Annotated in this window: 11 protein-coding genes; all 11 read right to left on the bottom strand. The window is 37.4% G+C overall.

Annotation, left to right across the window (positions count from 1 at the left end; all coding sequences use genetic code 11):
* Positions 1–183: 183 nt before the first annotated feature.
* Positions 184–363: a hypothetical protein gene (locus MP478_RS14290; RefSeq protein WP_257189645.1), complete on the bottom strand. Its 180-nt coding sequence runs from the start codon at positions 361–363 to the stop codon at positions 184–186.
* A complete protein-coding gene (gene prfH, locus MP478_RS14285; RefSeq protein WP_257200817.1) occupies positions 350–1,048 on the bottom strand; it encodes a peptide chain release factor H in 699 nt (232 codons plus the stop codon). The genes MP478_RS14290 and prfH overlap by 14 nt, the downstream gene beginning before the upstream one ends.
* A 78-nt stretch (positions 1,049–1,126) precedes the next feature.
* The gene (locus tag MP478_RS14280; protein ID WP_257200816.1) at positions 1,127–2,518 is read right to left on the bottom strand and encodes an RtcB family protein; all 1,392 of its coding nucleotides are present in this window, start codon (positions 2,516–2,518) and stop codon (positions 1,127–1,129) included.
* Between the two features lie 10 nt (positions 2,519–2,528).
* A complete protein-coding gene (locus MP478_RS14275; protein ID WP_257200815.1) occupies positions 2,529–3,284 on the bottom strand; it encodes a hypothetical protein in 756 nt (251 codons plus the stop codon).
* 453 nt (positions 3,285–3,737) lie between these two features.
* A complete protein-coding gene (locus tag MP478_RS14270) occupies positions 3,738–4,238 on the bottom strand; it encodes a hypothetical protein (protein ID WP_257200814.1) in 501 nt (166 codons plus the stop codon).
* A gap of 56 nt (positions 4,239–4,294) precedes the next feature.
* The gene (gene scpA / locus MP478_RS14265) at positions 4,295–6,412 is read right to left on the bottom strand and encodes a methylmalonyl-CoA mutase (protein WP_257200813.1); all 2,118 of its coding nucleotides are present in this window, start codon (positions 6,410–6,412) and stop codon (positions 4,295–4,297) included.
* A gap of 136 nt (positions 6,413–6,548) precedes the next feature.
* Complete coding sequence (locus tag MP478_RS14260; RefSeq protein ID WP_257189638.1) at positions 6,549–9,599, bottom strand: reprolysin-like metallopeptidase; 3,051 nt, start codon at positions 9,597–9,599, stop codon at positions 6,549–6,551.
* A gap of 137 nt (positions 9,600–9,736) precedes the next feature.
* Positions 9,737–11,839 carry a prolyl oligopeptidase family protein gene (locus MP478_RS14255; RefSeq protein WP_373691713.1) on the bottom strand — a complete coding sequence of 701 codons (2,103 nt, stop codon included), beginning with the start codon at positions 11,837–11,839 and terminating at the stop codon, positions 9,737–9,739.
* Positions 11,840–11,931: 92 nt separating this feature from the next.
* Positions 11,932–12,609 carry a hypothetical protein gene (locus MP478_RS14250; protein WP_257200811.1) on the bottom strand — a complete coding sequence of 226 codons (678 nt, stop codon included), beginning with the start codon at positions 12,607–12,609 and terminating at the stop codon, positions 11,932–11,934.
* Positions 12,610–12,693: 84 nt separating this feature from the next.
* Positions 12,694–13,779, bottom strand: coding sequence for a peptide chain release factor 1 (gene prfA, locus MP478_RS14245; RefSeq protein WP_047491851.1), 1,086 nt, complete (start codon positions 13,777–13,779; stop codon positions 12,694–12,696).
* Between the two features lie 116 nt (positions 13,780–13,895).
* Entirely contained in the window at positions 13,896–15,224 is a 1,329-nt protein-coding gene (locus MP478_RS14240; protein ID WP_257200810.1) for an APC family permease, read from the bottom strand.
* Positions 15,225–15,227 lie beyond the last annotated feature (3 nt).

Genomic DNA, 15,227 nt, shown 5'->3' with positions numbered 1-15,227 from the left:
AAGCACAAAAAACTAAAAAACATTATTAAAAAATCAAAAATGCAAACTTATTGTGTGTTTTCCAATCTTTTAGTTTTTTTATTTAACCATTCAAAAGATTTTGCATTATAAAATTAACTTTCAATATTAAAAACAATTTCTATTACTGAAAGCTTATCCTTCTAATTGTAAAGAGTTTATAAGTTAATCATCCTTTCCCGGCAATCTGGTTTTAGGCATTTTACTTTTAATAAATTTCTCTTTGTCTTCTATCATTTCAACCATACTTCTAAGCGCATAGTTCAGAGCTTCCATACATTCAGAAAGATTGTATGGAAAATAGTCTAACGCTTCAAAATAATATTTACTTTTAGTTAAGGTCATTTTTATAATTTTTCAGTTCATTTTTTAGAGTATTTCTTTCTTTTTTGAAAGAGGTATCCTTATAATTTTTCTTAAAGTCTGTCCCGGAAAATGTGCGGACAGGATTTCCGCGCTGTACCTGAAGATGCTGAGTCCATGTCTCCTGTACTCTTCTTTCCAGCTCCTGAATATACACTCCCATTACCTTTTCTTTTAACCTAAGGACTGACCGTTTTTTATTTTCCAGCTGTGAACGTGAATCCTGTACAAATACGGCTTGTCCTGTCGGCATATGGGTAGCACGAACAGCTGTATTCACTTTGTTTACATTCTGACCGCCACTTCCCTGGCTTCTTGTTGTCTGAAACTGGATATCTTTTTCATTGAAGTCAATTTTTCCAAGGTTTTCCAGTTCAAAAATTCCAATAAACCAATTGCTTCTTTTATGCAGTTTTCTGAATGTACTTTTCCCCATCCAGCAGATACTTCCTAACCAGCCTTTCAAAAAATTATTAATTTCTTTTCCTTTTAAGAGCAGGGTTACCGATTTTAGGGTCAGGTTTTCATCACCGTTTTCACGATGAATAATTTCATAGTCTATTGTATGTTGCTTTATTTCTTCAAGAAAGATTTTCAATACTTTAGCAACTACCCACTGGCATTCTAAAGGTCCTCTTCCTGAAGTTATTTGTATTAATTTTTCCATTGTTTATTTATTGAAAGCTGTTGGTTTACAGCTAACAGTCAAGTTTTCTCAACTGTCAGCAATAAACCATAAGCTTAATTATCGGTCCATTCTTACGATTCTTGGTTGGAATGTTCCTAAAATATCCACCAGTTCACTTTGTGCGTTCATCACCTCATTGATGTCTTTATAAGCCATTGGTGCTTCTTCAGCATTACCACCCATTAAGGTAACATTCTTCAGTTTCAGTTCCTTTTTAATGTCATTCTGGGTGAAAAGACTTCTGCATGCTCCTCTGGAGTGGGCTCTTCCTGCCCCGTGTGATGCAGAATTCAGGGCATCCGGATTTCCTTTTCCACGAACAATAAATCCTTTTGCCGTCATAGACCCGGGAATCATTCCCAGTTCATTTTCATTGGCTGGAGTTGCCCCTTTTCTGTGAACAATCATTTCTTTACCATGATGAATTTCCTTCCAGGCAAAGTTGTGATGGTTTTCAATTCTGGCTTTTACTCTTCCGCCTACAGCTTTCACCAATCTCCGGTGAATATCATCATGACAGGCCGAGGCGTAGTCTCCTGCGAGATTCATGGCGGTCCAGTATTCTAATCCAAGATGGGTACTAAGGTCCAGCCAGGCAAATTGCTGGGCTTCTTTTGGCAGCGGACACTGTTCCACAGCCACTCTTGAATAATACTGGGCAATCTCTGCCCCTAACCCTCTGGAGCCACTATGAGAGAGAATTCCCAGATATTTTCCTTTTGGCAATCCGATCTGTTCATCCTCCGCTGTAATTTCCACTTCTCCAAATTCCACGAAATGATTTCCTCCCCCTGAGGATCCCATTTGTTTAATGGCTTTACCCTTTAACCTTCTAAGAATTGAAATATGATCAAAGGTATCTCTATCAAAGATTTCGTGGTCTATATGGGATTTATGGGTTTCATACATCCCAAATTTTGTGTGTTCTGCAAGAGCTTTCTCATATTTATCTCGTGCTCCGTTAAGATATGACACCGGTGTATCCAAAATACTAAGGCTCATCCTACAGCCGATATCCATCCCAACTCCATAAGGAATTACTGCGTTTTCTACCGCAAGAACTCCCCCGATCGGAAGGCCATAGCCACTGTGTGCATCGGGCATTAAAGCTCCCTGAACTGATACCGGCAGTTTTAAAGCAGTATACAGCTGGCTTTTTGCTTCTTCCGAAATATTGCTCCCGAAGATCTGAAAAGAAGCGCGCTGGGCATTCAGCACTCTTTTTTCTGTTTTTTTGGATGAAAGCAGGCTCTCTGCAATCTGTCCAAAGGTCAGATCTTTTTCAAAATTTTCCGGATGTACCAGTATTTCCTTTAAAAGAGATTTCACATGGTGGATATTTTTGGCGGCAAAATTTCTTTTCATGACTTCCAAAACCACATTGACACTTTGATTATTTGGATAGCCCAGTTTTAATATATCTTTTCCTTTTAGTTTTAAATTTCCCATTGTTTTTGTTTTAAATAATAGTAGGACCTATATCGTCCATAAAGCTTTCTGCAATCTCTGTTGCAGACATTCTGCAGGCAATATATCTCCTGCTTTTGATAAGATGTAAGTCTTCTTTTTTCGTTCTCCATGAATTTGATTTGCCATAGATTGTTTTCTGGACAATTCCGGCAATTTTATGATGCTTTACATAAGATTCCAACTCCGCATATTCTTTTTCCAGTTCAAAGTCTATAGGCTTATAGTGGGTAATCATATGGGGTCTTACTCTTAAGATAAACCTCCATGGCTCGATAAATTCGTAGTACACTTCGTTGCATTTCCGATAGGGACAATATTCTTCGTATTTCAGAAAATATTGCCGCTCTTGTACAGTGAGTCCAAATTTTGGATCATTCCAGGACCAGGAAGAAACACGTTTAAGCTTCTGCTCTTTTTCTACATATATTCTTTTACCGAATTTTCTCTTCTTCTTAAGAAACTGCCGGCTATCGGAAAACATAGAGGTATTGATTTTCTTCAAAATTCCTTCAAAAAGCTCTCCGTCTTTGGATCTCATTACATCCTCCCTAACGACAAAGAATCTTATAAATCCTCTTTGATAAGGATTCTCTAGAGGAATCCATGGAATATTTATTTTTATACTCCAAAGCTCTTCACTACGTTTATACTTTTTTCTTATCTGCTTTATTATATCTTTTCTAACTGTTCTTTTCGTGCTTCTGGCGCTTCTAAGGCGAGAAAACAGAAGGTTATCATTTTCCATTTTAAGACATCAGATATCTGATACAAAATCAAAGATGATGACTTGTACTGTATCTGTTTTTTCAACTTAAATTTTAGTTGAATGATTTTATGATAATAAACATCATGAATCTGAATCATAGAGATTCTTTCATTCTGTCCTTAATGACACTGAAAAGATTTCGGGGAAACGTGAGTTTGAAATATTGCGCAATAAAAAACCCGAAATCTTTACGACTTCGGGTTCTGATATTTCATTGTACTGTTATTCTATGAGTATACCAAACCGCGAAGCCTTACCACGATAAGTGGCAATCCAAGTGTAGAATTCTGTTTTGTTCTGAACATTGCTTCGTTGTTTTTTTAATGGTTAAACTTGATTTTCAGGTGCAAATATATTAATTTTTCTGAATATTCAATTTTTTTAATAAAAAAGCCTGAATATTTTATATCCAGGTTTTCCTTTATAGGGAGATTAATCTTTTGATCCTAAGCTGTCCATCTCATCCTCCATTCCTTTAACTTCATTGGAATGGTAGACTCTTTCTGACCCCAGGAAATAAATATTGTGTCTTGCTTTGGCAATGATCCCGTTATATTCCTCTTCCGACATGCCTTCAGGAATGGTGTCCCGGGCTTCTGACGGTTTACGGTAAACTTCCAACGCGCCATTTTCATTTAAAACAGTTTTAGCCACCTTAGCCTGCTGAAGGTTATCCGCATACACAATAACATTGCTTCTGCCAATACTGTGTTTGCGGTAGGCCTCGAGCATTTCTGCATCGTGGGCAAAAACGTATTCAAAAAATCCTTTTGTTTGTTCGTCCTCCTGATAATGATCAGCAGACAATCCACTTTCTACCTTAGATTTTGAAACAATAATATTTGCTTCATCAAAACCTTTTTCTTTTAAATTCTTTTTAATTTCCTCTGTATCTACAGTCACCGGAAATACTGAAACTACTGTATAAGCCATAATGAAATTTTTCACTTAAACTATACAAAAGTTGTGCACTTATTCTATAAAAAATGTTAATTTAAAAATTTTTCTAAGATTTCCACAGCACATTTAGGAAGGTTGGTTCCTGGCCCGAAAATAAAATCGGCTCCATTGGCATAAAGAAACTCATAATCCTGCTGTGGAATAACGCCTCCTACCACAATGGTAATATCATCTGCTCCCAATTTCGAAAGCTCTTCTACAACCTGTGGCACCAATGTTTTGTGTCCCGCAGCCAGTGAAGATACACCCAGAATATGAATATCGTTTTCAATGGCTTGTTTTGCCACTTCTTCCGGAGTCTGGAACAATGGAGCAACATCAACGTCAAACCCCATGTCTGCAAATGCTGTAGCTACTACTTTTGCTCCTCTATCGTGCCCATCCTGGCCCATTTTGGCTACCATAATTCTCGGACGGCGGCCTTCTTCTTCTTCAAATTTCTGAGTAAGGGCAAGGGCTTTTTCAAAATATTCGTTTTTACCGGCATTCATAGCATATACACCAGAGATTGTTTTAATATTTGCTTTATATCTTCCGAAGGTTTCCTCCATGGCATCACTCATTTCGCCAAGAGTAACTCTTCTTTTTGCCGCTTCGATGCACAAAGCCAATAGGTTTCCTTTGCCTGTTTTAGCGCTTTCACGGATATCATTTAAAATCTGTCCAACATTTTCAGCGTTTCTTTCTGCTTTGATGGTATTCAATCTTTCGATCTGCTTTCTGCGAACTTCTGTGTTATCAATATCCAGAATCTCTATTCCATCCTGTTTCAATGAGGATTTGAATGAATTGACACCAATAATGAATTCTTCCCCACTATCAATCTTAGCCTGTTTTTTTGCAGCAGCCTCTTCAATTCTCATTTTGGGAATTCCGGCTTCAATGGCCTTAGTCATTCCTCCTTCCTGCTCTACCTCATCAATATACCTCATCGCTTCTTCTATCATCTGCTGAGTAAGGCTTTCTACAAGATTACTTCCTCCCATAGGATCTACCACATCACAAATTCCACTTTCCTGCTGAAGGATGATCTGTGTATTTCTGGCAATTTTCGCTGAATAGTCTGTAGGCAAAGCAATAGCCTCATCCAATGCATTGGTATGCAGGGACTGTGTTCCCCCTAACGCTGAAGACAATGCTTCAATAGCTGTTCTTGTAATATTGTTAAAAGGTTCCTGCTCCGTCAGAGACCATCCGGAAGTTTGTGAATGGGTTCTTAAGGCTAAAGATTTTGGATTCTGAGGATTAAACTGCTTTAAAAGCGTAGCCCAGATATACCTTGCAGCTCTCATTTTAGCAATTTCCATAAAATGATTCATCCCGATTGCCCAGAAAAATGACAATCGTGGTGCAAAATCATCTACATTCATGCCGGCCTTAATCCCCGTTCTTACATATTCTAAACCGTCTGCAAGGGTATATGCCATTTCCAGTACCGGAGTAGCCCCGGCTTCCTGCATGTGGTATCCCGAAATGGATATCGAGTTAAATTTGGGTATATTTTGTGAAGTATATTCAAAGATATCAGCAATAATCTTCATGGAAGGTGCCGGCGGGTAGATATAGGTATTTCTCACCATAAATTCTTTCAGGATATCATTCTGAATAGTTCCTGAAAGGAGTTCCTGTTTTACACCCTGTTCTTCTGCTGCAACGATATAAAAAGACAGAATAGGAAGCACCGCCCCATTCATCGTCATGGAAACAGAGATCTGATCCAAAGGAATTTCGTTGAAGAGGATTTTCATATCTTCCACAGAGTCTATGGCAACTCCTGCTTTTCCTACATCACCTACTACTCTTGCATGATCGGAATCATATCCTCTGTGGGTGGCAAGGTCAAAAGCAACCGACAGTCCTTTTTGCCCCGCAGCCAGGTTTCTTCTGTAAAATGCATTGGATTCTTCTGCTGTGGAAAATCCTGCATATTGTCGGACTGTCCATGGTTTCTGAACGTACATCGTGGAATACGGGCCTCTCAGAAAAGGTTCAATTCCCGGAGAAGTCTGTGTTAAAGATTCATCTTTTACATCTTTTTTTTCATAAGATGACTTAAGCTCCAATCCGTCTTTTTCAAAATTGTATATTTCTCTTTCCTGAGGCAATACATTAAAATCCGGCTTTTTCACAGAAATTGTCTTTCGCATTCCAATAATTTTTGTCTGCGTAAAGTTAATTTTTTTGAATGAAACACAAAACTTCTGTTAACATTCTATTGATCTAAAACTTAGCCACAAAAAAAAGACCGGACAAATGCCCGGTCTATGTTGATATACGTTTTGTTTATTTTTTGATAAGCTTCGTATTGTACGTATTTTTCTCGTCTTTGATTGTCACTACATACATTCCTTTGATTAATGAAGCAACGTTGATTCTTCCTTCAATCTTACCTTCCTGAACCAATCTACCGTCCGCAGAATAGATTTTGTAATCCGCTTTACCTTTAAGGTTTTTCACTTCTACAAAGGTATCAGCAGGGTTAGGATAGATAGATACTTCAGATGTTTTTGTATTGTTTACTTCACCTACTGCCAGGTTACCTGCAATTTTAACCGGGAAATCTTTAAATGAACCAGCTGAATAGATTTGTCCTCCTTCCATGTAAGACGGGCTACCACATGGTCCACCTGCATCAACAAAAGAAGTACTTGCTACTCTCATTCTTAAAGTTTTATCTCCTGAATAGGTATCACCAGGGACAGTAAATGTTATTGTTCCTGCATGCAGAGAATTCGCATCAGGAGTACCACTTTTAGATCCAATTTTCTCTGTACTTTCGAAAACACCATTTCTGTTGTAGTCTATCCATACCTCTACAATATCAGGATAACTTGCATCTCCGATCTCGTTACCTATATCAATGTAAGACAATGTATATTGTGTTCCCTGGGTAAGATTAATCACTTTGGTAGCATCTTCACTGAAATCTAAATAAGTTCTGAAGATACTCTTATAGGTTGCATCTAAGTAAGCTAAATTAGCTACGTTTAATTTAGCCAAACCACTGTTAAGTGTAAAGCTTGCAAAACTATTTCCACCAGTGCTCATTAAGCAATAATCAGCTCCTGTTCTTAATCCTTTAGTTTTAAAGGTATAGTTAGAAGAAAATGTTCCTGGGACAGAATTTACTACGGCAGCCACCTGTACTTCATAATTAGTTTCATCTTCAAGAGCGCTTAGCAATACAGAATTAGTAGGGCTCGTAGTATTTGTCCAGTTGGTAACTCCTGCTTTTCTATAATTAATAGAATAGGTAGCACCAGGAACACTATTCCAGCCTACAACAGCAGTGTTTTTCAATATATCCGCAGCGATGGCAGATACTCCGGTTGGCGCATCTGTAGTTGAAGTTGGAGCAGTACCAATGGTAACTTTTGGAGATACTGCATAGAATATATTTCCAATTGCAGAAATTTTTAATTTAATAGGACCCGTAACACCAGAAGGGATTTGGCCAGTATAACTTCCTGTATTAGGAGTAGAAGCTACAAGCTCTGTCCATGAAGATCCGTTTACAAGATCCGTTGTATATTCTATTTTTACGTTAGCTACGTTGTACGGTGCAGAGTTAGTATTCACTACATCCCATGAAATTGTATTAGCAGCATTATTGTATAATACTGTAGCTTCAGTAAGACCTTTAAATTTGAAAGGACCATCCGCTTTAACATCTACCGTAGTTTCAGCAGACACTAACATTGGGGTAGCATTTTCATCCCTAACAGTCACAGCATATTTAAGTAGTCTTGGAATATAAGAAACACTTTCCCATTTCGCTTTATCTGTTAGATTTCCTGACATCACTATAGGAAGGCTAGGAAAATATCTTCTTCCACTTGCTGTTCCAAAATAAGATCTTGTCAATGCTCCCTGAGCGTTATATCCCCAACCCGTATCTCCAGATATTGAATGATTGCGATCAACACTATCATACTGTTCCCACGTATATTTAATAGGGTCAGCATCTGTAGCTGCAGCATCCAGATAATAAGCAGTACCTTTAGGAATACTATAAGCAGTAAGAGGTGAAATTACCGGAGCTGTATTGGTTGTTATATCCTGCCATACCCCGCATGTTGTCTTGCTATCCAGCTTGTTTAACACCTGGTTCACAGAGGAATAATGGAAATAGGCATCCGTAAAGTTCTGTACATTATCTCCTGTAATTCCGGCATATCCCATGATGGTAGTACCACCACCTGGTTCTATATTTACTCCCGATCCTTCTGAGTTGTGTGAGAATGTATGGTTTGCTCCTAACTGGTGTCCCATTTCATGAGCTACATAATCTATATCAAAAGCATCTCCAGTTGGAGTTGTATTCTGTGTAAAAGCAGAACCTTTTGCTAAAGAAGTTGCAGTTGCAGGATTAGTACATGTGGTTCCTATACCTCCCGCATTACCGTTACCTCCTGCCGCATTGAATACGTGCCCCATATCATAATTTGCATTTCCAACTTGTGCCGTTAATGTCTGCTGAAGTTGTAAATTTAAATTTCCTGTATAAGGGTCTGAAGCAGGATCAATATATATGATATTAGGAAGGTCCTGGATCAAAGCTTTAATACCAAAATCTTTCTGAAAAATTCCGTTTACACGGGTCATTGTATTATTCATCGCTACGAGTGCAGGAGCTCTTTTTTCAGCATCTGTAGCAGTAGCGGGCACCCCTGCCTGGTTCATAAAATATTGGGTATACTCTCCTGATGCGGAAAGAGCCAATCTATACGTTCTGAATTTTGTACTTGCAGGCCTATTGGTAATCCCAACATTTACATTAGAAAGGTTTTTTTTTCCGTAAGCTTCTAATGATTTTATATCTTTAATGCTTTTCTCTTCTGTTGTACATTCAAACCCATGTTCTCCTTCCGTTCTCTTTGTTTTATAGAAAACACCATATGTTTGTTTGTCTGAAGTAATAGGCTCAATAAACTGGAATTTTCCATCTTTAATGATCATAGACTGCATTTCTGTAGGGGAGGTACTAAATCTTAAATATTTAGACGGATCGTCTACCCCCACTCCCATATAAGACCCTAACTGGTATCTGTCTGCCAGAGACTTCTCCATTACAGGATCACTGTATACAGCAAATCTTTCAATTTTCCCTTCTGCTGTAGGAAGAGAAACAATCACTGCCTGAGCTCCTTTTCCTGTTTCTACAGCATCTTTTAAAACATTCCTAAGAGACTGTAAATCTAGTCTATAAGAATGCTGAACTTCTACTTCTTTTCTGATTTCGGACGTTCTTTGCGATGCAGGCGTCCACCTCTGTGCATTAAAACTGGACAGCCCAGCCGCTAGTGCACAAACTAGTAAAATTCTTTTTTTCATAATTACTTAATTGAATAAAAATTAGTAAACTTTAAATATCCATCGTAAAAATACTAATTACAACTAAGGTAACATCGAAAAAAAACGACTAATTTTAATAAAATCAGCCGTTTTTGTTATTTTTTATTATTTATGTATTATTTCTTAATTCCCATCTCATACAAAGCAAACGATATAAGATCTGCATTTTCAGCAATTACTTGTTCTGTAGATCTTCCTGCTCCATGTCCTGCATTTTTTTCTATTCTCAGTAAAATTGGATTTTTACAAGCCTGCTTATCCTGAAGCTCTGCTCCAAATTTGAATGAGTGTGCCGGAACTACCCTGTCATCATGATCACTTGTAATAATCATGGTAGAAGGATAGCAAGTACCCGCTTTTACGTTATGAACCGGAGAATATGATTTAAGATATTCAAACATCTCTTTATTGTCTTCTGCTGTACCATAGTCATAGGCCCAACCGGCACCGGCAGTAAATTTATTATACCTCAACATATCCAAAACGCCTACTCCCGGGAATGCTACTTTTGCTAAATCCGGGCGGATAGTCATGGTAGCACCTACCAATAGTCCTCCGTTTGATCTTCCTGAAAGAGCCATATATTCTTTTGAAGTATAACCTTTACTTTGCAGGTATTCTCCGGCAGCAATAAAGTCTTCGAAAACGTTTTTTTTCTGCATTTTGGTTCCGGCATCATGCCATTTTTTCCCATATTCACCCCCGCCTCGGATATTTGGAACGGCATAAATACCGCCATTTTCCATCCAGATGGCATTCACTACAGAGAAAGAAGGCTGTAAGCTGATATTGAAACCTCCATAAGAATATAGAATAGTAGGGGTTTTACCATCAAGCTTAGTTCCTTTTTTATAATTAATCATCATAGGAACCTTTGTACCATCTTTAGAAGTATAGAATACCTGTTCAGAAACATAATCCTCAGGATTAAACTTCACTTTCGGCTTTTGGTATACGTCAGATTTACCGGAATCTACATTAAATTTATAAGTGGTTCCCGGTGTGATATAATTACTGAATGAATAATATACCTCTTTTTCCTTTTCTTTTCCTCCAAAACCGGAAATATTACCTTTTCCTGGAAGTGCTATTTCCCTGATTAATTTTCCTGTCTTATCAAATTGTTTTACCTGATCAATGGCATCAATCATATACGTAGCAAAGAAGTATCCTCCTCCCTGGGTAATCCCCAATACATTTTCCGTTTGTGGAATCACATCTTTCCATGTTTCAGGAGCCGGGTTTTTTATGGAGGTTTTCACAAGACGCATATTCGGAGCATCTTTATCCGTGAATATAAAAAGATCGTCACCTTGCGTATCTACAATACTGGCATTAATATCAAATCCTTTTGTAATTTGTACAAAGTCTCTTCCATTCTTTAAATCCTTGATATACAACTCATTTCCATTGGTTGCGTTGGCTGCAGAAATAATCAGAAATCTCTGATCTTCAGAAACACTTGCTCCCAGGTATCTTCTTGGGGTTTTCTCGCCACCGAAAATCAGCTTATCTTCAGACTGCCTGGTTCCCAATTTATGAAAATACACCTTATGTTTATCCGTCATCCCAGAAAGCACCGTTCCTTCTTTTGGTTTATCATAGCTTGAATAATAGAAACCTTCGTCTCCCTGCCACGAAATACCACTGAATTTCACATCCAGAAGGGTGTCATCAATCTGCTTTTTAGTGACCGCATCAATGATAATAATCTTGTTCCAGTCACTTCCTCCTTCAGAGATAGAATAGGCTGCAAGGTTTCCTTTTTTGTTGAATGACAAGTTAGAAAGTGAAGTTGTTCCTTTTTCTGAAAATTTATTAGGATCTAAAAATACTTCTGTTGCTTTGGTTTTATTATTTGTTCTGTACAAAACAGACTGTGCCTGTAAACCATCGTTTTTAGAATAATATGTATAATCTCCTTCTTTGAAAGGGGCTGAAATTTTTTCATAATTCCAGATCTCTCTCAGTTGATCTTTAATTTTATCTCTGAATGGAATTTTTGAAAGATAATTCTGACTGTAAGCTACTTCTTCATCCACCCATTTTTTGGTAGGTGCCGAATCATTTTCCAAATCTCTGAAAGGATCAGCTACAGCACTCCCAAAATAGGTATCAGTCTGGCTTCCCTTTAATGCTTTAGGATAATTCATTTTTTGAGAATAAAAAGATGCTGAAAACAGAACTCCAGCAGTTAATAATAAAGGTTTAAAATTCATAGTGAACGGTTTTCTCAAAAATACGTAAAGTAGGCGAAATAAAAAAAGCCCCGAAAAACAGGGCCTTTTACTCTTCAATACATTCTTGATCATTATTCTTTTGATCCGAAACTGTCAAAATAGAAATCGGTAAGATTGGTAACAATCTCATCCGGACTACCGTTCCAGTAATATATTTTATTGTTTTCTTTAAGCTCATATAAACTGAACTCCTGATCGATGCTTACCGTTTTATCTGCATTTTTAAAATCCTGAACAGCCTGAACCAGATATTTTTTCAAATCTTCCGCTTTTACTTTTTGTGGATTTTCTGCAGGCTCCGGTGCTAATTTTGAAGGAACTTTAAAGCTTACATTATAGCTTAACTGAGCAATCTTTTGGTCTTTAACATATTCATTAGCAACCACTTTCACATTTTTAACGGTAAGTTTTCCTTTTCTGAAGTTGTCAAACATCACTCTAAAGTAATCTTCAGCTTCTTTTTTACAGGTTGAGGCTACTGTTTTAGGGAAAGCTGTCAGGAAGTTTTCTGCAGTCGTCTTAATCATTTCTTCAGAGGTTTCTTTAAAGTTAACCTGATAAGCATCCTGCCCTTCTACCGTAGGTCTTAAATAATCATTAAGCTTACCAATTGAAGCATCATCGTTATTTACAAAAGCGCCAAAAAATAATTCAAAAGCTTCTGCCGGCTTTTTTACTTCTGTCTGAGCTGTAGCGTAGTTACCCAGCATGGTAAGTAATACAAATAAAATAATTTTGTAGTTTTTCATAGTTCGATTTTATGATATGTTGTTGATTTGGAAAAAAACAAAGCCTCCAAAAAATCGGAGGCTTTACTTTTATTTTTAAATATTTTAATAATTTTCTTCTTCTCCTTTCATCTTTTCTGCATTTTCCGCCATGATTACAGCATCTATCATTTCTGCAATATCTCCATTCATATAGGCATCAAGATTATACATAGATTTATTGATTCTATGATCCGTTACTCTTCCCTGGGGGTAATTGTATGTTTTGATTTTTGCAGAACGGTCTCCTGTAGAAACCATTGTTTTTCTCTGAGCGGCAATATCTCCCTGAACTTCCTGCAATTTGATATCATATAATTTGGCACGAAGCATTTCCATTGCCAATTCACGGTTAGCGAGCTGAGAACGGGCCTGCTGACAAACCACTACAAGACCTGAAGGCTTGTGTGTAAGCTGAACTTTAGTTTCAACCTTGTTAACGTTCTGACCTCCTGCACCTCCTGAACGTGAAGTCTGCATTTCAATATCAGCCGGGTTAATCTCTACATCCACTTCTTCAGCTTCAGGTAAAACAGCAATGGTAATGGCAGAGGTATGAACTCTTCCCTGAGATTCTGTTTCCGGTACACGCTGTACACGGTGAACTCCTGATTCGAATTTCATAATTCCGTAAACACCTTCACCTTCCACCTTCATGATCAGTTCTTTGTAGCCTTTTGCAGCTTCATTAGAATCTGTCACTTCATGTCTCCATCCTTTTGTTTTAAAGTACATGGAGTACATTCTGTAGATATCTTCCACAAAAATAGCTGCTTCATCACCTCCGGTTCCGGCACGTAATTCTACAATAATGTTTTTATCATCTGCAGGATCTTTAGGAATAAGCAATACTTTCAGCTCTTCCTCCAAACCGGGAATCTTAGCCTGGGCTTCTAATTTTTCTTCTTTTGCAAGATCTACCAAATCTCTATCCGAACCATCAGCAATGATCTCATCAGATTCTTCAATAGCATCCAAGGCTCCTTTGTACTGATCATAAACCTTTACAATTTTACCCAAATCACTATATTCTTTGTTCAAAGAAGAATATCTTTTTTGGTCTGAAATGACATCAGGCTGTATAATAAGGTCTGCAACCTCATTATATCTCTGTTTTATAGCTTCTAATTTTGGAATTAATGATTTAGACATTATAGAATTTTTGTGGGTGCAAAGATAAGGATTATTAATTCAAAATTAAAATTACAAATCAGCATAAATTTTTGAACAATAGAGTACAATATCAGAAGGTCAATTTACAAATTCACTTATTCACTTTTGGAATCATCAGTTTCCGGCTTATTTCTTTTAGAAAGTTTTCTATCGATTAAGTACAATGTAATTCCTACTGCTACAATTCCCAACCCAATACAACTTTCCTTAGGATTGTGAATCAAAGTAAAATAAAGGATATAAATACTGAACAGTAAAAAAACAGTGGGGAAAATATAAAAAGCATTGGATTTAAATATTTTCCGGTCTTCTTTTTTAAGAAAATATACTGTAGAAATAGCCAGACTGGCAAATAACTGAAGAATGAATGCTGTATAAACGAAAATCTCTTTAAAACTTCCTGTTAAAATAATTACCGAAGCAATAACAGCATGAGCAAAAACAGCTCTTACCGGGATTCCTTTTTTATTGCCTGCTGAAAGAGGCTTCCACAGATAGGTATCCTTCGCAAAAGCCTGAGTAAGCCTCGAACCTACCCATAAATAGCCACTAATGGTTGCAATCAGTTGTAAGGCAATAAAGATATTCACTATTTTTCCAAAAGCAGAGCCCAGCATATTAACCGCAGCTTCACCCATTACATCCTCTTTTCCTGCCAACTGATCCACTGAAGCGTGCTTCAGCATAATGTAGTTGACTAAAATATAGCTTACTGTCACAAAAACAGTTCCTATAATCAGAGATTTGGGAAGGTTTTTCTGTACATCCTTGATTTCTCCGGCAATATAAGATGCTGAATTCCAACCGGTATATGAATAGGTAACAAAAACCAGAGAAGTAGCAAAAGCAGGAAGCATGATTTCATTCTGCCAGCTGTCACTGAAGTTAAGACTGTTTCCCATTTGGGCAGATTCTGAAAGTCCTACACCCAAAATAACCAAAACGATAATAAAAGTGATTTTGATTAACGTGAAAAAATTATGAAATCTACTTGAAGCTTTTAAACTAAAGGATAAGGCAGCCGCTACGATAAAAATCACTGCGATGGCAAAACCATTTCCAAACGTGTATTGAAATACTGAGAGATATTTTGACATGGCTAACGCCGCTAAAGCCACCGGGGAAGAGAAACCAATAATCAAAGATATCCAGCTGATAAGGTATCCGAATAACGGATGATAGGTTTCTTTGAGATAGATGAAATCACCCCCATTTCCTTTAAAATGAGATCCTAATTCGGCATAGCAAAAAGCCCCGAATAATGCCAGAATTCCACCAATACTCCATAGCAGAAAGATGCTGTAGGTATTTGTAATATCAGACAACTGAAATCCCAGTGTTGTAAAAATTCCGGTTCCTATCATATTGGAAACCACAATAGCTGCAGCTGTTTTCCAGCCGATCTGATGTGAAGGAGTATTCATTGA

Source organism: Chryseobacterium sp. WG14 (assembly GCF_024586945.1).
GTDB lineage: Bacteria > Bacteroidota > Bacteroidia > Flavobacteriales > Weeksellaceae > Chryseobacterium.
Note: the sequence above shows the minus strand (reverse complement) of the source record. Positions and strands in the feature narration are given on the sequence as shown.